Origin of the sequence: Bradyrhizobium sp. LB14.3 (assembly GCF_040547985.1) — a bacterium.
In the GTDB taxonomy this organism is placed as follows: Bacteria; Pseudomonadota; Alphaproteobacteria; order Rhizobiales; family Xanthobacteraceae; genus Bradyrhizobium.
The window spans coordinates 173,835-194,484 of the sequence record NZ_JBEPQT010000012.1 but is presented as its reverse complement, the minus strand read 5'-3'; the positions used below and the strand labels follow the sequence as shown (position 1 = coordinate 194,484).

The following is a 20,650-nucleotide window of genomic DNA, read 5'->3' as shown; positions in this document are numbered from 1 at the left end:
GCTATGGCTGTCGACATCTTCTTGAAACTCGACCCGATCAAGGGCGAGTCGCTGGACGACAAGCACAAGGACGAAATCGATATTTTGAGCTGGTCTTTCGGCGAGAGCCAGTCAGGCACTTTCCACAGCGGTTCGGGCGGCGGCGCCGGCAAGGTCAGCATCCAGGATCTGCACTTCACGCACTTCGTCGACAAGGCCACGCCGGAGCTTTTCAAAGTCTGTGCGAACGGCAAGCACATTGATACGGCCATTCTCACGGTCCGCAAGGCGGGTGAAAATCCGCTGGAGTATCTCAAGATCGAGATGAAGCACATTCTGGTCTCGAGTGTATCGACGGGCGGATCGCACGGCGAAGATCGCCTCACCGAAAACGTGAGTCTGAATTTCGCGAAGGTCAAGATGACGTACAAGACCCAGACGGAAAAAGGCGGCGCTGGAGCGGCGCCGGTGTTTGGCTGGGACGTTCCCGCCAACAAGGAATGGGCCTGATTGTCGGCTTCTGCTTGGCGCCGGTTGCGATTAGCGCGAACCGGCGCCGCACGGTGCGATTGCGGTTGACGTCTCGGCGGGAGCGGTCGCGAGCCCGACCGCCTGCCGAGGCGACATCATCATGGAGACCAGCTGATGCTCCGCGAAAGGGCATAGCGAGCCTGGCGTCTTGGGGACGGTAAATGACCATTACTCCAAAGAGGGATCGTCTCTCTCCCCCGCTAATGCTGGCCTTTCGCTTGGCTCATGAAGCTCGCGATGCGCGCAAGAAGCTCAATTTGCGCGATGAATTCGGTGAACGGGTCATTGCCGGGCGGCGTAGCGCAGGCCGCTTTCCGATCTCGGAAACGCTGTTGCGGCGGGAGGTCTCTCATGACCTTGAAACACTTCTCAATACCATTGCTCTGGAATCGACCCTGGATCTGAGCGACCGGGATTGCGTCCGGACATCGATCCTGAACTACGGCTTCCCCGATATCGCCCACCGCTCGATCGACGAGGTTACGGACGACGAACTCACCGACGCGTTGCGCGAGACGCTAGCGACCTACGAGCCCAGACTGGATCGCAAGACGATCCGGGTTCGTCGCGACGGCTCGGTCGGTCCTGAGCAGCTGAAGCTGCGCTTCATCGTTCACGCCGACCTCAAAGCTGAGCCGCTCAACGTCCCCGTGGAATTTATCGCCGACGTCGACCTCGACAGCGGCGACATCCAGATCAATCGACTTTAGCATGAATCGCGAATTCCTCGATTTCTACAATCGTGAACTGTCATTGCTGTACGAGCAGGCGGGAGATTTCGCCGAAGAATATCCAGGTATCGCAGAGCGCCTCGGCGGCCTGATCCGGGACCGCTCGGACCCGATGATCACGGGACTGCTGGAAGGCGCTGCGTTTCTTGCCGCCCGCGTTCAGCTCAAGCTCAAGCACGAGTTCCCGGAATTCACTGCAAACCTGCTCGAGCAACTGGTACCGAACTATCTTGCGCCGACACCTTCGGCCATGCTGGTCACCGCCCGGCCACCCTATGCCGACCCGGCGCTGCGCGACGGCAGGAAGATCGCGCGCGGCGCCTATTTCGACGCGACCTATCGCGAGAGAGAACGAAGTCTTTCCTGCCGGTTTCGACTTTGCCGCGACATCGTGCTCTGGCCATTTGACGTCACAAGCGCCGAGTATTTCTCGACGGCGGGCGCTCTGCAAGCGCTCGGTATCCCGGTCGGCAGTGATGTCATCGCGGGGCTGAGGCTATCGTTGACCCATCGTAGTGCGGCCCGGCTCGACGAGGAGCCGCCGGACGCAGAGGCCCGGACCAAGCCGGAAACCTGGTTCGCAGGCTGCCGCGTGAGCGAGCTTCCGATCTACCTGTCCGGTGCGGAATCCGACGCCATCGCGCTTTACGAGCAATTGATCTCGAATTGCAGGGGGGTCTACTTCCGGCATCTCGACGACTTCGGCGATCCGGTGGTGACTCGTGCCCCCCATGACAGCGTGCAGCAAATTGGCTTCGACGAGAACGAGTCTCTGTTTCCTAACGACAACCGGATCTTTCGTGGCTCGGAGCTGCTGCGAGAATATTTCATGTTTCCACGCAAGTTCCTCGGCATTAACCTCACCGGACTTCGCAGCGTGATGTCACGGCTGCGCAGCAAATCGATCGATATTGTCTTCGCATTCGATGAACATAATTCACGGTTGGCCGCCTCGGTGCGCCCCGAGACGTTCAGGCTCTATACCGCGCCGGCGATCAATCTGTTCGAGAAGACGAGTGATCGCATTCCGGTCAAGTCGAATACGCACGAGTACCATGTGGTGCCAGATCGCAGCCGCTATCTGGAATACGAACCGCACCAGGTGCTCGAAGTCTACGCGCACCTTCCGGCAGAGAAGGATAAGCGGCCCGTGCGCCCGCTATATTCGGCCGCCGTCGACCGGACCAGCGGGTCGGTCGACGGGCTTTATTTTACCGTCCGCCGCTTACCTCGGCGCCGCACAGTGGAAGAAAAGACATACGGTTCTTCCTCCGACTACACCGGGACGGACATGTTCCTGTCACTGCTCGAGCCCGGTGAATTGAGCGGCAAAGGCTCTGTCGCCGAACTGAGCGTTCGGGCTCTCTGCTCCAATCGCCATCTCACGGAGCACTTGCCGGTCGGCCAGGGCGGCGCCGATTTTCGCCTGCTGGACGACACATCCCTTGATCTGATGTGCGTCGCCGGTCCCACGCCGCCGCGCGAGCCGGTGGTGGCCCAATTGCGCAGCCGCAGCGAAATCGCCAACAGCGGGATTGTCAGCTGGCGGCTGATCAACATGCTCAGCCTCAACTATCTTGGCCTCGTCGAGCGCGGTGGCGGCAAGAACGCCGCAGCGCTGCGCGAGATGCTGTCCTTGTTCGCCGACCAATTCGACGACGCCACGGAACGCAAGATCCGCGGCGTGCGCAGCATAGAAAGCCGCCCCGTGGTGCGGCGCGTGCGTGAGCGCACCGGCAGCGGCGCAGCACGGGGCCTGGAGATTACCGTCACGCTCGACGAGAAAGCATTTGAGGGCAGCGGCGTATTTTTGCTCGGGGCGGTGCTGGAACGCTTCTTCGCCGACTATTCCGGCTTCAACACCTTCACCCAGACGGTCATCTCGACGCCGGAGCGCGGCGAGATCATGCGATGGCCGCCGCGCATGGGCACGCGGAGACCGCTATGACGCTGATCGACCAGATGAAGGCCGAGCCCTGGCGTTTCGATTTCTTCCATACGTTACGCCAGTTCGAGCGCGCCAACCCGGATCGACCGCGGATCGGTGACAGTGCCGCGCGCCGCGACGAATATATCGAACTCGGCCAAGCGCCTTATCTGGAGTTCCCCGCCTCGAACCTCGCGGCAGTGGACGACCAGAGTGGCAGGCTCAGGATACTCGTCAAATTTCTCGGCCTTTTGGGCCCGCAGGGCGCCCTGCCCATTGCCACCACCGATGAAAGTCTCAGCTGGTGGCTGATGCGGGATGACGCCTTCCCGCGCTTTCTTGACCTCCTCAACGGACGCTTCCTGCAACTCTTCTTTCGTGCCTGGGCCGATGCGCGCCCGATCGCGCAGCATGACCGCCCCGCGGAGGATCGCTTCATCGCCTATGTCGGCTCCTTCACCGGCTTGGGCTCCGCTGTTTTCGCCGATCGCGATACGGTACCTGACATGGCGAAGCTCAGCTTCGCTGGACTGATCGCGCCCAGGGCGAAGTGTGCATCACGGTTGACGCGGTTCCTGCAAGGACTGTTCGAGGTCAAAGTCGAGATCGACGAATTCGTCGGCACCTGGCTCTCATTCGACCCAAGTCACTGCAGCCGGCTCGGCGGAACGCATGCGAGGCTCGGTCAGGACGCCCTTCTGGGCTCGCGCGTGTTCAGCGTCGAGGACAAGATCAGAGTTCGGGTCTTTGTCAGAACATTTGCTCAGTACGAACAATTCCTGCCGACCGAAACACCCAACCTGTCGGAGCCACTGGCCGACGCCGTTTTCTTCTATATCGGCGACGAATTGGAATGGGAGGTCGAGCTCGCCATTCCTGCGGGAGAGGTTGTACCGGTCAGGCTCGGACAAAGTGGTCGACTTGGATGGACCTCCTGGGTCTCACCGAACTGGGCCTCCACGGAAGAATATCGCCGCGATGCCCGCTTTCAGCTCGGCGAGCGATTGAGAGCCCGCCGGAGCGCCGCAGCCAATGCCGCGGCGATTTGAACCTATCCATCGCGCTGATCGCCTAATGCTATGGAATTTGAAGCAATTTCCGCATGATGGCGAGCATCCGCGGAGGAATTGAGCAGGAGGAGCCGCCGTGACCGACATCAGCATTGAAGCTGTAACGGGCAAGCTGAACCGGGCCGGCTATGATGCCTTCATACAGGCCCTGCGCCACGCAAAGAGCGCCGGCAATCGCAACGTCGAGCTTGCGCACTGGCTGTTTCATATTCTGCAGCAGGAGCGCAACGATCTCAGCCTCTCGGTCGATCACTACAAGCTCGACCGCGCGCGCTTATTGTCCGACCTTGCCGGCGTGATCAGCGGCTTTTCTAAGAACGAGACCGACATGCCGGGCGTCGCGAATTCGGTCATCGATCTGCTCGATCGCGGCTGGCACTATGCCACGCTCTTCTTTGGCGAGACTCAAATCCGCACCGGTCATCTGCTTGTGGCAGGCCTGAAATCGAACGATATTCGTCGCACGCTGAACAACCTCTCGCGGGAATTTGCCAAGGTCAACGTCGACGCACTGGCGGCGGAACGCCGCGCTGTCTGGACCGGCTCCGACGAGGAGACCATGCGGCCGATGGACGGTTCGGGCCTGGTTGGCGCCGGCACGGAAGGCGCGGCCCAAGCGGGTCGGAAGGGCACGACGCCGCTCGACCGGTTCTCCCAGGACCTCACCGCCAAGGCCAAATCGGGCGAAATGGATCCGATCCTTGGCCGGGACGAAGAAATCCGCCAACTGATCGACGTGTTGATGCGTCGGCGGCAGAACAATCCAATTCTCACCGGCGAGGCTGGCGTCGGCAAGACCGCAGTTGTCGAAGGCTTCGCGCAGCGCATTGCCGCGGGCGACGTGCCGCCACCGCTACGCAATGTAAGGCTCTGCGCACTCGACATCGGCCTGATGCAAGCCGGCGCCTCCATGAAGGGCGAGTTCGAGCAGCGTTTGCGGTCGGTGATTGACGAGGTGCAGAGCTCACCTACCCCCATCATCATGTTCATCGATGAGGCCCACACACTGATCGGCGCCGGCGGCGCGGCCGGCACCGGCGATGCGGCCAATCTCCTGAAACCTCCCCTCGCTCGTGGCACGCTGCGCACAATCGCCGCCACCACATGGGCGGAATATCGCCAGTACATCGAGAAGGATCCCGCGCTCACCCGGCGCTTCCAGCCAATCCAGATCGACGAACCTGATGTGGAGACCTGCTGCATCATGCTGCGCGGACTTCTCGGTCCGATGGAAAAGCACCACGGTGTTCGCATTTCGGATGCTGCGATCGTCGCAGCGGTCAACCTGTCCCACCGCTACATTCCTTCGCGGCAGTTGCCGGACAAGGCGGTCAGCCTGCTTGACACCGCCTCGGCACGCGTGGCCATCAGCCAGAGCGCGACGCCGGCCCTGATCGAGGATGCACGCGTTGCGATTGCCGCTCGTGAAGCTGAGAGATCAGCACTCGTCAGCGACAGCGACCTTGGGGTAGATGACAACGAGCGCATTGTCGCGATCGCCAACGACATCGCCGCACTGAAAGACAAGCTGACGAACCTCGATGCCGATTGGGCGGTCGAGCAGGAGCTCTTCAAGGACATCCGCAGCATTCGTGAAATCCTGTCCGGGCCCAAGGAAGGCGAAGATCCGGCTGCCAGGCGCGCGGAGCTGCGCAGCAAGTTCGACACACTTGAGACCATCAATCCGGAAAAGCGAATGGTCTATGCCCATGTAGATCAGCAGTCGGTGGCGTCCGTTGTCTCTGATTGGACCGGCATCCCGGTCGGCCGGATGATGCGCGACGAGATCGAAACCGTGCTGAAGCTACCGGAGATCCTCAACCGCCGCGTCGTCGGCCAGTCCCATGGGCTGACGATGATCGCCAAGCGAATTGAGACCAGCCGCGCCAAGCTGGACAACCCGTCGAAACCGATCGGCGTGTTCATGCTGGCTGGCCCGTCCGGTGTGGGCAAGACCGAAACCGCCCTGGCGCTTGCCGAGACTCTTTATGGCGGCGAGCAAAACATGATTACGATCAACATGTCAGAGTTCCAGGAAGCGCACACCGTCTCGACCTTGAAAGGCGCACCTCCCGGCTATGTCGGCTATGGCGAAGGTGGGCGCCTCACCGAGGCCGTCCGGCGCAAGCCCTATAGCGTCATTCTGCTCGACGAGGTGGAGAAAGCTCATCCCGACGTCCATGAAATCTTCTTTCAGGTATTCGACAAAGGAACCATGGAGGACGGCAATGGGCGGCGGATCGACTTCAAGAACACTTTGATCATCCTTACCACAAACGTCGGCACCGATCTGATCATGGGCCTATCACGCGATCCAAAGTATCGCGACGAGCCGGAAGAGCTCGCCAGGATGTTAAGGCCGGAGTTGCTGAAGGTGTTCCCAGCGGCGCTGCTCGGACGCATCGTCTCGATACCGTACTTCCCGCTGTCGGACGAGATGCTGTCCGGGATCGTGCGTTTGCAACTCGACCGCATCGGACGGCGCCTTCGCGACAATCATAACGCGACCTTCGGTTATGACGACGCGGTCGTCGAGCACATTGTGTCGCGTTGCAACGACCCGGACTCCGGTGGGCGAATGATTGACAACATCATCACCAACACCCTGCTCCCCGAGCTGTCGCGCGAATTCCTCAGCAAGTCGCTCGCCAAGGAAGAGGTGAAGGAAGCACGCGTCTCGATCGAGAACGACAAGTTCGCATATTCGTGGAATTGAGCACGATGAACATTCAAGCCGAGCATCGTCACCCGAACATCGGTCCAACGCCATACGACGAGGTCTACTACCCGGGTCATGTTTATGGGCTTACTCATCCCAACCATCTTGCTACCATGGCCGCCGTTTACGGCATGCAGCCGGCGCCGGTCGAGCGTTGCCGGGTGCTGGAGCTTGGCTGCGGCGTCGGCGGCAACCTGTTGCCGATGGCCTTTCAATACCCGAACAGCGAATTCGTCGGTGTCGACCTGAGCGGCGTGACGATCGAGCGCGGCCAGCAAAATGTCGCTACATTGGGCCTGGAGAACATCAAGCTTCTCCACTGCGACATCATGAATGTCGATGCAAGCTTCGGACGGTTCGACTACATCATCGCGCACGGCGTTTATTCCTGGGTGCCACCGGCAGTGCGCGAGAAGATGATGATGGTCTTCAAGCAGAACCTGGCTCCGCGCGGGGTCTGCTACGTCAGCTACAACGCGCACCCATTCTCGCATCTTCGCGACATGGTCCGCGACATGATGCGGTATCACACCCGCCGCCTCACCGGCATGGAGGAGAAGGTAGGACAGGCCCGCGCGATCCTGAAGTTCCTGAGCGACGGCTCCAAGGCCGACTCGGTGCACGGCGCGGTTATGCGCGACCAGTACAACCGCGTCCTCAAGTCGCCCGACGAGCTTTTATTTCACGACGATCTCGATGATGGCGCCGAGGCCTTCCTGCTGCATGAGGTCGCCGAAGACGCAAGCCGCCATGGCCTGCAATACCTGGGCGACGCTGATTTTTCACGACGCTATCTTGCCGGCTATTCCGAGGAGGTTCGCGCAGCGCTGCAGCGCTTCCCGGAAAGCGAGTTCATGGCGCGCGATCAATATCAGGACTTCATCGACGGCAATGGTTTTCGGCGCACCTTGCTCTGCCACAACAGCATTTCGCTATCCCGCCAGATCGACCTCGATTTCGTTACCCGGTTCCATTTGCTGAGCACGACCAACCCGGTCCATTCCGACTCCTGCGTGACAGACGATTCCGCGATGGAATTCGAGAACCAGGACGGCAGCAGGGTCACGCTAATCAATCCGCTCTTGAAGGCCGCGTATCTATGTCTCGGCCGAGCTTGGCCGCGGGCATTATCATTCGACGAGATGCTCGATGGCGCCCGCGCGCTGCTGGGCAACCGGCAGGCATATGATGACCAAAAGGTGTTGACTGAGGCGATGTTCATCCTGGCTTGCAGCGGCGAGGTTTCGTTCCTGCTGTCGCGTCCCTTTTTGTTGAAGGAAGCTACGGAGCATCCGCAGGCCAGCCTGCTCGCGCGAAGACAAGCGCAAACAGGTCCGCTGGTCACCAATCTCCTCCACCAAACAGTGCAGTTGGAGGACGACCGGACCAGGGATTTCCTGCAATTGCTCGACGGTGCGCGGACCATCGACCAGATCACGGCCGAAATGACCGAAAAATTCGGCCCTACCATTCGGATAGGCCAGAAGGATGGAGCCGGGCAGCCAGCCGAGCCGTTACTGCTGTCAATGCGAGAAAGCGTACAACGCTCGCTTGCGATGGTCGGCAAGCTGGGCCTGCTGGTCGCGTGACGCGCTCAAGTGCACGGCTCCGTTGGCGATGAACGGCAGGAGTTGGAAGCTCCTGCCGTTTCCTGAAACGGATGCGGTCCCCGGCACTCTAGCCGTCGTGGGTATATTGCTGGCCGAGGAGCCATCCCGTGAGAATACCGCCGGGGCCGCTGGTATAGACCGGATCAAAGCCAACACCTGCGCGCAGCATTTTCCATTCATGCTCCCCGACCCAGGGAATCCCGGGATCGCCCTTCTGATACTGGGACAGCAGTGTTCGGGCGACTTCTGCGGCATTGGCGTAGATCGGCCCGTTGGCCCAGCGAGGGCGGGGCAGGCCAGTCATGCGGCAATAGAGCGCCGTGCAGACATAGGCAGACGCCTCTTCCGCATTGGCATCAAGGCCGGTACGCAACAGATCGTATGCCGCGTGCAGGCTCTCGTGGACGATATAGGCTGCGTCCAGCCGGCCCGTCGCCGACACGACCTCAAGCGTATTAGCCGCAACCGCTGTGCCGTCGGCTCGGGTTCGCGCGACATCGTTATATTGCGCAGCAACACCCGCTGCGAGATCGGTCGGAACCGCGACTGTGACCTGCCCCAACCGGATCGCCCGGGCAACGTGATGAAACGTTTGCGGCGCAATCGTCACGTGGCTGCCGCGGATCGGAAACCGGAAGCGCATGCGTGCGACCGCCGGGCCATTGAGCACGTCTAATACCCTGCTCCGCAGTGACATTGATCGTCCTCACTGTTCACACTACCCCACGGATGGTGGTCGCCGTTTCCGATCGGCAGGTTCAAACACTGCGCTGGCGCGACATGACTTCGCATGACCTGGGCCGGGCGCCAGCTTCATCGAATGCGCCGGCATTGAACCCGAACCCGTTCGGGCGAGACTAATCTGAGGCGAGGATTGCCGCGGAAGGCGCCCCATGACGACGACCGATCCGACGACGACCGACACTTACCGGAAGATCGCGGCACGGCTGACCATGTTTCGGCCGCAGATCGATTTGACAAAGTATTTTGCGGGGCCCAACCCGGATGTGCGGCTCTACGACGAAAAGCCCTACATCCGACACCAACTCGAGAAGTATGGTGTCGCGGCTGCGACGAACACACTCGATGGCGTCACCTTCCTGCCGAAGCACTGGCGAGATCTGACCAAGACGCTGCGTATCGCCAAGACGCCGGAAGGATTCGACGCCTTCGCCGAAGGCCAAAGTGCCGAGAAGCCATCGCACTGGGCTCTTGACCTGTCGATGGCCGCCACAATCGGCAAGGGATTTCGGGAGATCTGGCGTCCAAAGCTCTCCGACAGGCCGCTCTCAACGCGCGATCTTCCGGGGCGGCACGGTTTCGGGCTTGGACGCGATCGCGGACAGTGGGGCGACGCCTACAGCTCGCAATTCGGCAAGGACCCGCAGCCACAAGACATCACCTCGCTACATTTCGCGGTGGCACCCGATCGGGTAAACGTTCACATCGACGAAACGGGCTTCGCGTTCGAGGGTGTAGGTGGTGCACTGACGGTGGGCCCAAACTTTTTGCATCACGCCGGCAATGAACTGTTCTGGAAGAGCAACAAGCATATACCGCAATGGGCGGCAGAGCATATCGACCTGATTCTGCCGAACAGCGCGAACGACTTTTCGCGCCTGGGCATTTCGGTCGACATGTACCAGCGCAAAGATTTGCGTGTCACGGTCACCGGCTCCTGCGGAATTTTCGGCGGTTTCGAGTGCTCGGGAACCGTGAGCATCAGCGGAACGCATGATCTGCTCGGTTCGAGCTCAAAGGGCCGGCGCTAAAGCGGATATTGTTCGTTCGACATTGCTCCTTGTCTACGCCTTCATGCTACGAATGAGGCTCCTCGATTTGCCACTGCCAGTTCGCGCATCGAATGAATGGAACCATCGAACCGCCTCGAGGTAGTGGCGACCAATAGATATTGGTGGCGAGAACGCGTAGTTCCGCAGGAATCAGCAGGGGAGGCTTTACATTGCCGAACCAGGAAAGGCCCTTGAAGCCTGTCGTCGAAAGCTATGTACCGCCAGCAGGAATCCGGCACGCGGTGACGGCGGGCGAGACTTGGATATCCCTCGCCAAGCGGATCGGCATCGACCCCTGGGATCTCATCGAGTTCAACTTTCCGGGCATCAAGTTCGTCAAACAGCGCGATTTCCAACAAGCCACACGACAGGTGAACTGGTACCTGGCCGAGTATGTCGGCTGCCGCACGATGTCGCCCGACCGCCAGAATTTTGCGTTCTCTTCCGGTACGACCGGCGGGAAAGGTGGGTGGCGAGGGGGATTCATCTATCTGCCGCCAGGTACGCCGCCTCCCCCGCCGATCGCGCCCACTCCACCGGTTGCACCCACCCCAGCGGCTCCGACCCCGCCGGCATGTGAAGGAAGCCGACCGGACTTCGCGCGCGTGCTGGACGTCAGCGAGCGGAATTTCGCGCGCAACGTCTTTGGCCCGACGCTGCCGCCGTGGGAGACAATTGCGATTACCAATGGCCTGGGAGCAGGCGGAAGACCGTGGACGAACGATGGGCCGTTCTTTAGGGGAAGCAATCCCATGGTGCCAAGCATGCGGTATGCCATCAATCTTGGCAATGTCGCGTTCAGTAACATGGCATCGCCTAACCCCACCTTCGGCCTCTTGTGCGACGACTTCGGTCGCATCTGCGACCTCTTCGTGCACGAAATGACCCACGTGTGGCAGGCGTTCAACGATTCAAACTGGACGATGGCGCGCTCCTTCTGGGCGCAGACAGTCGGTGCCGGCTACGAGTACACGCCGGGCGATACCTGGGACTCATACAACGTCGAGCAACAGGCACACATCGTTGAAGATTGGCACAAGTACAAGATCAGTGATCCGATGCTTGCGGAGGAACGCTATCCGTACGTCCGGCTCGTGATCCGCTCTGGACGCCTCACTTTTCCTCGCGGGCTGGATCTGGTGGCGTTGAAAAAGGATCTTCAAGATCTGCGCGCAAGGCACCTGGACTAGAAATCTCGGTCACTTCTTGCACCACAAACGAAACATGCCCGGGAGTGGACACCATAGCCGAAGTGATATTTTTCTTTCCAGTGGCATGGAAAGCTTGTCCTTGGACAAGCAACTCGTCACCAACTTCAACGCATGGTGAGAGCACTCGTTCTCGGCATCCCTTCAGCACGTTGAGGCTGCGGTCAGCGCCGGCACTTCGTTGAATTCCGAACGCCTGTTTAAGAGCCTGCGCTATCTGCGACAATGTCGGCTTGGACCGCAATATCGGACGCCTGCGCTGCGGTTGAGAGCCAGAACCGGGCTTGCCGCATCGCCAAAAACTGCGCTGGCACCGCATGAGGTTCCGCCTACGAAATTGAACCGTCATCAATCGAGCGGGGACTAACCTTTCAGCGCGGCTGGGTCTGACCGCAAGTGAGAAAAGGCCGCGAATCCGCAGCAGCCGAATACCTCATATGGAACGTCTCCATGTCCGACACCCATACACGCGACCCCTCGTGGAAAACCGATTTGATCTGGCACTATTTCCACGCCGTCAGTACGGCGGCCAAGGTGCCCACCTATCGCAAGTTCTACAGCAACCAAGACCCGAGCGACGAATTGGACAACCGCCATCGCGTCTATGAAATGCTGGTGGATGAGCCGCTGCACACCCATCCCACGCTGTCGACGACCTCGACGGACGAGTCGATGGAAAATTACAAGAAGAGCAAGCTGCCATGGAACCAGAACAATGGCGGCTTCCTCAAAGCGGTGAACAATGAATATTGGTGCGGTTCGATCCTCAAGATCGTGTTCGTCCGCTATATGGGCTGGAAAATGGCCGAACCGACGGCGCGCGACCAAGTGAGCGTGGGAAGGGATCCCAGCAAAGCGGTGGATTGGACAATCAAGAATCTCGAAAACAAGATGCCGGTACGGGCGTCCCTCGGCGGCGCCCATTATGTCGGCATCGTCGGCCACCGCACTACGGGGGCCGACAACAAGGTCACCGAGTTTCTGTGCCTCGACCCATGGGCCTATGGCATCGACGGCGGCAATCAGGCCATGAAATATGCCGGTACGTCGACCGCCTTTCTCGGGATCAGCAAACGCGACGGCGCGACATGGACCTATAGCAACAAGGCCGTCGCCTTCGTCGAACGGCCATCCTAGGAAATTATGGCAGCGAGTTGCCATCATGCTCGCTCGGCGCCGAGCTGTTTTAGTCGTCTACGAAATAGGATGTTTCTGAAACCCCACCAAGTGCCGATTGATCTCAGTCACTAAAAGCTGGGACAACTGGTAAGTCTGTCCAGAAACACAATTGGTCGTATCCTGAAGAGGCGCTCGAGGGTCGCTTCAAAAGGACCATTTCAAAAATCAACTGTGATCAGTTCACGGCGCATGAAATCAAATACATCGCGCTGATTCAGCGGTATCGTATCGCCAAAGATCTTGTCCGCGAAGCCCGCGAAAACCCGGCAAGCGCGCGCCGCAAAATGCATCTGGTCGTGCGTCTCCCGGATGATCTCGTGGTCCGAGTTCTCCATGATCGCCATGCGCTCAGTCTGCGCGTCGAGCAGGTCGGCGCACGCCCCTCTAGAGAGCCTCGTTCCTGCTCTAACCGATCGGAATAGTTGGCGAGAGCGCTCATTTCTCCGGAGGACGCAGCGGGCCGTCCGCCCACTTGCGCGCTGCAGGATCACGCAGCGGGTCGTCGTCGCATTTGGCGCAGACGTAGCGCAGCCGTCCCTCCGCTGCTTCGTCCGGCAACCCCTTCATTGGCCTGCCACAGCCAGGGCAAGACTTTCGGACCGCATAGCGCCGTGCCATCATTGTTTTATTTTCCCCGCAAGGGCAGTCTAGTCCCGCAATGATGGCGAACTCAACCGGATCGCGGAAACTTGTCCGGCTGGGGGACCTTAAATGCGTCTGCGCCGGCCGCCCGGTCCGGATCCTCGGAATTCGCTGCCAGCATGCGCGTGTGCTTCGACGAGACGACGAAAACTAGCCTCGGAGCGCAGGGTCGGTCGCTGTCGTCGCACTCATGGCGCGACCAGTTTCTTCCGGATCGCATAGCGAACAAGCTCCGCCGTCGATGACATCCCGAGCTTGCGCATCGCCGCGGCGCGATGGGTCTCGATGGTTTTCACACTCAATTTCAAGATGGCGCTGATCGATTTGTTCGTATGCCCCTCCGCAATGAGCTGGACCACGCTCTGTTCCCGCGAGGTGAGCAGTACGCCCGACTTGTTCTGCTTGTTGAGTTGGAAGTCCCGCAGAAGCTTTTCCAGCAACACGCCAGTGAAGTACGGCCTGCGATCAAGCAAGGCGTCAATCGCGGATATCAGGTGCTCTCTAGCATCAGACTTGAACAGGAAGCCGCGAACGCCGGCCAGAATGGCCTCCGTCAACAGTTCCTCGCTGTCATGCATCGTCAGGATCAACACCTCAGTTCGCATATGCATAGCGCTGAGGCGGCGACTCACTTCGAGTCCATTCATGAACGGCATCGAGTAATCGGCGATCAGGACGTCCGCACGCGTTTCGATCGCCAAAGCCAGGGCCTGCTCGCCGTCGCAAGCCTCGCCGCCGACGACCCAATCGGAGCGCATCTGGACGATCGCGCGCAGCCCCGACCGTACAACCTCATGATCATCGGCAATGACGATGCGCTTCACGACGGCGCTCCCGTATGTCGACCCAGAACCTATCGGGCAATCAACGGAGATGACTGGCAGCCAAGTCGGCTGACTGTATCGACCCTCTTCCGGAAAGTTATCCCACAAAACCCTGAGATCGGGTCGCGGATGTCCCGATCGCCGGAATGCTCCATCACTCGTCGACCAGTTTGGCTCTAACCGCGTATCGGACCAGACCGGCTGTCGAGTTCACATCGAGCTTCCGCATCGCGGCGGCCCGGTGAGCTTCTGTGGTCTTCACACTGAGGTTCAAGATGGCACTGATGCCCTTGTTGCTATATCCGTCGGCAACGAGCTTGACGACCAGTTGCTCGCGGGGCGTCAGCCTCGCCTCATCGAGCGGCGCGCAATCCATATGGTCAACCCCGCTTCCAACGCCGAACGACTTGTGAACCAGGAGTGAATCGACAGCCGCAAGCAGCAGCTTGTTCGCCTCCGACTTCGACAAGAAGGCCCGCGCACCGGCCTGATAGGCCTGCTGCGCCAGCAGGCTAGAGCTGTGAACGGTAAAGATCAGGACCTCGGTGGGGAGCGAGCACTCCCTGATCCGCCGGGTCACCTCAACTCCGGTCATGCGCGGCATGGAGAAATCCAGAATGGCGACATGCGGCCTGCTCTCGATCGCGGCGGCAACTGCCTTTCTGCCGTCGCTCACCTCCGCCACGACCTCCCAATCGGCACGTTGCCCAAGCACCGCTCGGATACCTGAACGGACAGCCTCATGATCATCGGCGATCAGGATACGTTTCATGCAAAGTGCTCCTGCTTCGATCGCCGCCGCTTCGAGTACCGCAAGCCGATGGCCATATCGGAGCGCGACGGTCGCCCGACGGATCTCGTCCTTGGAGATGCGCGTCGGCTCTCATGACTGCAACAACAAGCGCCGCTTGTGCCGCTTCGCCTCGTTGCGAACCGGGATAACCGCGTACAACGTGGTCCCGGAGCTTTCCGGATCGGATCGAATCTCGAGGCTGCCGCCAAGGCGCGCGAGCCTCTCCCTCATGGCGGGAATGCCGACACCCATCGACGTCGTTCCGCCGCCTCGTTCAGCGCGGTGAGCCGCGAAGCCGCGTCCATTGTCGCTGATGGTCAGTCGAAACTGCCCGCGGGTTGCCTGGACGAGGATTTTGACCTCCGTCGCGCTCGCGTGCCGGAATATGTTCGCGAGTCCTTCCTGAACGATCCGCAGCAATGCCCTTTGGCTGTCGTATGACAGCCCGTCCACTCCAGCGTCGACGACGCTCCGGGCGCGCAAGGCGGTGCGCGCAGCAAAGCCGCGGACATAGCACTCGATCGTCGCCTTCAGTCCTTCCTCCATCACGTCCTGTGGATGCAGCAAATATGTAAGCGAGCGGATATCCCTCAGAGCGCGGTCGATCGATGCATCAACGTCGTCGCAAAGCCTATCGACGCCGTTTGCTCCGCCGACGCAGGCGCGGATTCGCATCAACCCAAGACTTGCCGCGACCAAATATTGACAAGTCGAATCATGAAGTTCCGAGGCAATCCGCTGCTGAATACCCTCCTGTATGGAAGCCAAATCACGACCGGTTGGGTTATCCGGCTGTTCTTCAGAAGACTCAAGAACGCTCATCCGGTGTCGACCGAGGCGCTTCGCGGTTCCATGTGGCTTCAACAGGCTCGCAGGAAGGCTGCACGGCTTCATTGGACGCATCCAGCTTTTAAGTCCGTCCTGGACATCGACTGTCGCAATCGACGACCTAGATAATGACCCGTTCAACATGTCCCATGAGGGCCGCAATTCGACGCGCACCCCTAAGGGAATGACGTGCACTATCATACCTCCTGGTTTTCCATACAACCAAGGGGTTAATCATAATACTTCAAAACCTGCGCATGACTGACATGAGTTTTCGTCCGGTATATGCAGTTTGTGCCAATCGCTGGAACCAACGCGATAAAATGAGACAATGACTGCTAAAATTCTTCGTCGCGCATCCGGACACGACCGAACGTCACCTTACGGTCCAGACCATCAGGGACGAGCTTTATGGAAATGCAGGGTGGCGTCGTTTCTGGCACATCGCCAGATGCCCGAACTACCGCACGACGACGTCCTATCGACCGCTATCTTTGGCTGAGCCCGACTTCTTCTTCGTCCGAGAGACCGGAGGAGTTTGCGGGGCCGGTACTATCACCAGTGGATGAGCGGGAACTCGCAGGCGATTCTGCCCGATGTCATCCCGGAGCGCGTCGGTATCCATGCGCTGGCTCCGCTCGACGGAATCACGGGGGTCCGCCAACGCGGCGGTTGCCGCCGTCATTCCGAAAACCGTCCACAGCAGGACGAAGAGTCGTCTCGTTGACATTTCGTATTCTTTCTCAGAAGGCGAAGTCGAGCCGCGGACCGATCCGAAGATCCCTGTAGTGCCGAATCGGAACGTTGGACGTCCGGGCCTCGTACAGCACCGTGGTCGTGAGCGACAGATTGCTCGCGAAATTATACTTCAGACCGATATCCGCCGAATAGAGCTGGTCCTGCCGTCCTGAATTCAATCCATCGGTGAACCAATAGGCTTCGAACAGAGGCGAGCTCACGACCGACCATTTGGAGTCGAGCTGCACTTCGATTCCGAGAACGGCATCGAAGCGCCAGCGGCGCGCTTCCGCAAGATCGGAAAACCGGTAGGTCAGCAGCAACAATGGCGACAGGGTGACGTTGTTGATACGAAAGTCGCGGGCCACCGATCCCATCACGTCGTTCGAGGTAAACGCGAGGCCGCGGTAGACGCCGTCGAAGTCGTAACGATTTTCGTAGATCGCCGAGAACCGCCAGCCATTCCAGTTCTCGGTCAATCGTCCTCCCAAGCGGGCGATTGCGGCATTCCCGTCCTTCTCCGTTGCGAATGCCTCATACTGCGCGCGGGCATAGAGGCGATAGGACAGGTCGTTCGTCAGGTATCCGTCCAGTCTGGCGCTGATATCGGGCTCGTAATAACCATCCGACTTGCGGGCGTCGCGCGTGAACAGAGCGTTGTCGGTAAACATCGACGACACGGAACCGACCACACTCCACGAAGGCAGCGGCAGTGCCGGCGGATCCGCCCTGAACTCTTTCAGGTCCACGTCCGCGGCCACTGCAGCAGTGGCACCCAAGGCTCCAACCAGCTGCAGAAGAACTCCAGATACACGCATCTGAACCTCGAGACTGTCGGCCCCGCCTTCCCCAACGACGCGACCATAGGCCCCGCAGTAGTTGTGTCAAGCGACGCCGACAACGCACGACCCTTTCGCGGAATGTTGTTACTGCCTGACCACACAATCTCGGATCACACAAGCTCGGAGACTGCCGAAAGAAACGTGCACATCGCTTCCTAAACCGCGCCACCGTAGACCGGCGCAGATTCATTCTGGGAGAGGTCCATCTCCGAGCATCAATGAAGCAAGCCATCCGACTGCCAGACAGATCGCGAGGATGACGATGCCGATGATCAGTGAGCGGCGCCCGGCCTTAAACAGCGCCTGCGTGGGGTCGAGCGTGTGAAACAGCTGCAAGGAAGGCGAGAGCCTCGTGACGATCCTGCCCATTGCGGGCTCGGGGCCGTCGATGCAAGCTCCTGCATGTGCCGAGGCCGCTGAACGGCCGCGAGGCCGGCCGAGCTTCCCGAACTCACGGCCTCCGATGCCTTGGGCTTCGCCCAGGCTTCATCCTGGCTTCACCCGCCAGGGTGCCTCTGCGCTAGTAGTCCACGGCGTCACGGATGATCGGGCACGTCATGCAGTGGCCGCCACCGCGACCACGGCCCAGTTCCGCCCCGACGATGGTGATGACCTCGATACCTTCTTTGCGCAGCAGTGTGTTGGTGTAGGTGTTTCGATCGTACGCGTACACCACGCCTGGCGACGCACAGACGAGGTTGGCGCCGCTGTCCCATTGCGTGCGCTCGCGCTGATAATCGCTTCCTCCCGCCTCGACCACACGAAGCTTCTTAAGACCCAGCGCTTCCTCGACGACACTGACGAATGGCTTGTTCTCGGGGTGCAACTCGACGCCACTCGGTTGGTCGCTCGGGCGATAGGAGTAGGCGCGGGTCTGATTGATGAAGTCGGGCGCGGTCAGTACGCAGTCGCGGTCGGCGAAGGTGAACACAGTGTCGAGATGCATGGCTGCGCGGATCTTGGGCATCGCCGCGACGATCACGCGTTCGGCCGCCTTCTTCGCAAACAGCGTCGCCGCGAGTTGGCTGATCGCCTGACGGGATGTACGTTCGCTCATCCCGATCAGCACGACTCCTTTGCCGATCGGCATCACGTCGCCGCCCTCCAGAGTAGCCAGCCCATGGTCGTGCGTGGGGTCGCCCCACCAGACATTGACCTTGCCGGCGAAATCAGGATGGAACTTGTAGATCGCGGTTGTGAGGATCGTTTCCTCGTGTCTGGCCGGCCAATAAAGCGAGTTGAGCGTCACGCCTCCATAGATCCAGCAGGTGGTGTCGCGCGTGTACAGCGTGTTCGGCAGCGGCGGCAGCAGGTACTCGGTGGCACCCGCCGCCTCCTTGACCATCTTGATCGCCTGGCCGCCATGCTCTTCAGGAAAGTCATGAGTCGACAGGCCACCGATCAAGGTTTCCGCAAGCGCGCGATTGTCGAGGCCGGAAAGGTAGCTCCTCAATTCGTCGATGAAGCCGAGCCCGACCTGATTGGGCACGACCTGATTGTCGAGTATCCACTTTTTACCCTCCGGTACCGCCACCGTTTCGGCCAGAAGGTTGTGCATTTCCACCACATCGACGCCCCGGTCGCGCATCTTGGTGACGAAGTCGAAATGGTCACGCTTGGCGTTCTCCACCCAGAGAACATCATCGAACAGCAACTGATCGCAGTTCGACGGCGTGAGCCGCTGATGCGCCCGACCTGGCGAGCACACCATCACCTTCCGGAGCTGACCGACCTCCGAATGAACGCCGAAGGCTGAGGAATTCGCCATTGGTGGCTCCTTTCGTACTGGGGCTAGATGCTGATATAGCCGGTAGCGAGGCCATGGATACCGACGACACATCCGATCACCGCCACCGCGAACAAGACCCATTCGGCCGGCGTGAAGAGCTGTTTGCCCTGTTCTTTCCGCGTGATGTAGTACAGGATCGTGCCGGGGGCGTAGATGATGAAGCCGAGCAGCAGGAACTTCGTCCCGCCGGCGAACAACAGGAATATCGTGTAGATCGTCGCCAGAACCGCAATGATGGTGTCCTTGCGGAGGTCGCGCGGGTCCTTTTCGTAAGTCTCTCTGCGAAAAACCAGCATCAACGCAAAGGCCGCTGACAGAAAGTACGGAATCAACGAGAGGTGGCTGCAGAGCGACAGCGCGAAGGTGAAGGCGTCGTCTGAGAACAGCGTGGCGACGAGCACCACTTGAATCAGCAGCGTGGTCATCAGCAGCGCCGATGACGGCACTTGATTGGCGTTCTCTCGTGCCAGGAACGCCGGCATGTCCAGTTTTTTGGCGGCCACCGAAAGCACCTCGGCAGCCATCATCGTCCACGCCAGATAAGCGCCGAGAACCGAGACGATCACGCCGGCCCCGATCAACACCGCTCCCCAATGGCCGACCGCGGCCTCGAGCACGCCACCGACAGAGGGCTGGCGAAGCTGCGCGATCTCCGCGCGTGGCAGGACGCCGTAGGCCAATATCGACACCGACGCGAACAGCGCCAGCACGCCGAGAAATCCCGTGACGGTAGCGACACCCACGTCCTCGCGCTTCTCCGCAAAACGCGAATAGTTGCTCGCACCCTCGATGCCCAGGAACACGAAGACGGTCACCAGCATCGTCGCCTTGACCTGCTCGAACAGGTTACCATAGTCGCCCGCCGCGCCGCCCCAGAGGTTGTCCACGAACACGGACGGCTTGAGGAAGAAGATCGACAACACCACGAACAACAGCAGCGGAATGATCTTGGCGACCGTGACGATGGCGTTGATTCCGGCTGCTTCCTTCACGCCGCGCAGCACCAGAAAATGGAATGCCCATATCCCGACCGAGGAGATCAGGACTGCGGTCAAGGTATTGCCCTGGCCCAAAGCGGGAAAGAATGCGCCGAGCGTCGACTTGATCAGGATCCAGTAAGATACGTTGCCGACGCAGGCGCTGGCCCAGTAGCCGAACGCCGAAAAGAAGCCGACATACGGCCCGAATCCCGCCCGCGCATAGGCGTAGACACCGGCATCGAGATCCGGCTTGCGGTTGGCCAACGTCTGAAACACGAAGCAGAGCATCAGCATGCCGGCACCAGCAATGGCCCAGGCGATAAGGGCCCCGTAGATGCCCGTCGCCTGCGCGAAGTTGCGCGGTATCGAGAACACGCCGGCACCGACCATGCCGCCGACCACCATGGCTGTCAGGGTCCGCAGCGGCAATCTTTGGACGTCCTTATTGGTGGTCATTAGAAGCGTCC

18 protein-coding genes are annotated in these 20,650 nt (G+C 60.1%); 9 read left to right on the top strand and 9 right to left on the bottom strand.

Annotated elements, in window-relative coordinates; genetic code table 11:
- Nucleotides 1-3: 3 nt before the first annotated feature.
- From ABIB00_RS22470 to ABIB00_RS22445, 6 genes are all read left to right on the top strand, one after another.
- Complete coding sequence (locus tag ABIB00_RS22470; RefSeq protein WP_247340886.1) at nucleotides 4-489, top strand: Hcp family type VI secretion system effector; 486 nt, start codon at nucleotides 4-6, stop codon at nucleotides 487-489.
- 182 nt (nucleotides 490-671) lie between these two features.
- Entirely contained in the window at nucleotides 672-1,220 is a 549-nt protein-coding gene (gene tssE, locus ABIB00_RS22465; protein WP_354105889.1) for a type VI secretion system baseplate subunit TssE, read from the top strand.
- A gap of 1 nt (nucleotide 1,221) precedes the next feature.
- Nucleotides 1,222-3,189 (top strand): type VI secretion system baseplate subunit TssF, encoded by a 1,968-nt coding sequence (gene tssF / locus ABIB00_RS22460; RefSeq protein WP_354105888.1) that lies wholly within the window; start codon nucleotides 1,222-1,224, stop codon nucleotides 3,187-3,189.
- Nucleotides 3,153-4,217 (top strand): type VI secretion system baseplate subunit TssG, encoded by a 1,065-nt coding sequence (tssG, locus tag ABIB00_RS22455; RefSeq protein WP_354105887.1) that lies wholly within the window; start codon nucleotides 3,153-3,155, stop codon nucleotides 4,215-4,217. Before tssF ends, tssG begins: the two co-directional genes overlap by 37 nt.
- Nucleotides 4,218-4,314: 97 nt before the next feature.
- The gene (gene tssH / locus ABIB00_RS22450) at nucleotides 4,315-6,954 is read left to right on the top strand and encodes a type VI secretion system ATPase TssH (protein WP_354105886.1); all 2,640 of its coding nucleotides are present in this window, start codon (nucleotides 4,315-4,317) and stop codon (nucleotides 6,952-6,954) included.
- 5 nt (nucleotides 6,955-6,959) lie between these two features.
- Entirely contained in the window at nucleotides 6,960-8,546 is a 1,587-nt protein-coding gene (locus ABIB00_RS22445) for a class I SAM-dependent methyltransferase (RefSeq protein ID WP_354105885.1), read from the top strand.
- 88 nt (nucleotides 8,547-8,634) lie between these two features.
- Here the strand turns inward: ABIB00_RS22445 and ABIB00_RS22440 are convergent, their stop codons facing one another.
- Nucleotides 8,635-9,264, bottom strand: a complete 630-nt coding sequence (locus tag ABIB00_RS22440) for a hypothetical protein (protein WP_354043939.1) — start codon at nucleotides 9,262-9,264, stop codon at nucleotides 8,635-8,637.
- A gap of 310 nt (nucleotides 9,265-9,574) precedes the next feature.
- On the opposite strand from ABIB00_RS22440, the gene ABIB00_RS22435 reads away from it, so the two are divergent.
- The 3 genes from ABIB00_RS22435 to ABIB00_RS22425 all read left to right on the top strand — a co-directional run bounded on the left by ABIB00_RS22435 (nucleotide 9,575) and on the right by ABIB00_RS22425 (nucleotide 12,705).
- The gene (locus ABIB00_RS22435; RefSeq protein WP_354105884.1) at nucleotides 9,575-10,339 is read left to right on the top strand and encodes a hypothetical protein; all 765 of its coding nucleotides are present in this window, start codon (nucleotides 9,575-9,577) and stop codon (nucleotides 10,337-10,339) included.
- 212 nt (nucleotides 10,340-10,551) lie between these two features.
- Nucleotides 10,552-11,550 carry a hypothetical protein gene (locus tag ABIB00_RS22430; protein WP_354105883.1) on the top strand — a complete coding sequence of 333 codons (999 nt, stop codon included), beginning with the start codon at nucleotides 10,552-10,554 and terminating at the stop codon, nucleotides 11,548-11,550.
- A 414-nt stretch (nucleotides 11,551-11,964) separates the two neighbouring features.
- Nucleotides 11,965-12,705, top strand: coding sequence for a hypothetical protein (locus tag ABIB00_RS22425; RefSeq protein ID WP_354105882.1), 741 nt, complete (start codon nucleotides 11,965-11,967; stop codon nucleotides 12,703-12,705).
- 200 nt (nucleotides 12,706-12,905) lie between these two features.
- Here the strand turns inward: ABIB00_RS22425 and ABIB00_RS22420 are convergent, their stop codons facing one another.
- The 8 genes from ABIB00_RS22420 to ABIB00_RS22385 form a co-directional block, all read right to left on the bottom strand.
- Complete coding sequence (locus ABIB00_RS22420; RefSeq protein ID WP_354105881.1) at nucleotides 12,906-13,091, bottom strand: hypothetical protein; 186 nt, start codon at nucleotides 13,089-13,091, stop codon at nucleotides 12,906-12,908.
- 486 nt (nucleotides 13,092-13,577) lie between these two features.
- Complete coding sequence (locus ABIB00_RS22415; RefSeq protein WP_247444830.1) at nucleotides 13,578-14,213, bottom strand: response regulator transcription factor; 636 nt, start codon at nucleotides 14,211-14,213, stop codon at nucleotides 13,578-13,580.
- A 154-nt stretch (nucleotides 14,214-14,367) separates the two neighbouring features.
- Nucleotides 14,368-14,985 (bottom strand): response regulator, encoded by a 618-nt coding sequence (locus tag ABIB00_RS22410; RefSeq protein ID WP_247340904.1) that lies wholly within the window; start codon nucleotides 14,983-14,985, stop codon nucleotides 14,368-14,370.
- Nucleotides 14,986-15,096: 111 nt separating this feature from the next.
- Nucleotides 15,097-15,828 carry a sensor histidine kinase gene (locus ABIB00_RS22405; RefSeq protein WP_247444832.1) on the bottom strand — a complete coding sequence of 244 codons (732 nt, stop codon included), beginning with the start codon at nucleotides 15,826-15,828 and terminating at the stop codon, nucleotides 15,097-15,099.
- Between the two features lie 749 nt (nucleotides 15,829-16,577).
- Nucleotides 16,578-17,243 (bottom strand): outer membrane beta-barrel protein, encoded by a 666-nt coding sequence (locus ABIB00_RS22400; RefSeq protein ID WP_247445011.1) that lies wholly within the window; start codon nucleotides 17,241-17,243, stop codon nucleotides 16,578-16,580.
- 357 nt (nucleotides 17,244-17,600) lie between these two features.
- Nucleotides 17,601-17,783, bottom strand: coding sequence for a hypothetical protein (locus tag ABIB00_RS22395; protein WP_247444833.1), 183 nt, complete (start codon nucleotides 17,781-17,783; stop codon nucleotides 17,601-17,603).
- Between the two features lie 151 nt (nucleotides 17,784-17,934).
- The gene (gene arcA / locus ABIB00_RS22390) at nucleotides 17,935-19,182 is read right to left on the bottom strand and encodes an arginine deiminase (protein ID WP_247340908.1); all 1,248 of its coding nucleotides are present in this window, start codon (nucleotides 19,180-19,182) and stop codon (nucleotides 17,935-17,937) included.
- 23 nt (nucleotides 19,183-19,205) lie between these two features.
- Nucleotides 19,206-20,639, bottom strand: coding sequence for a basic amino acid/polyamine antiporter (locus ABIB00_RS22385; protein ID WP_354105880.1), 1,434 nt, complete (start codon nucleotides 20,637-20,639; stop codon nucleotides 19,206-19,208).
- Nucleotides 20,640-20,650 lie beyond the last annotated feature (11 nt).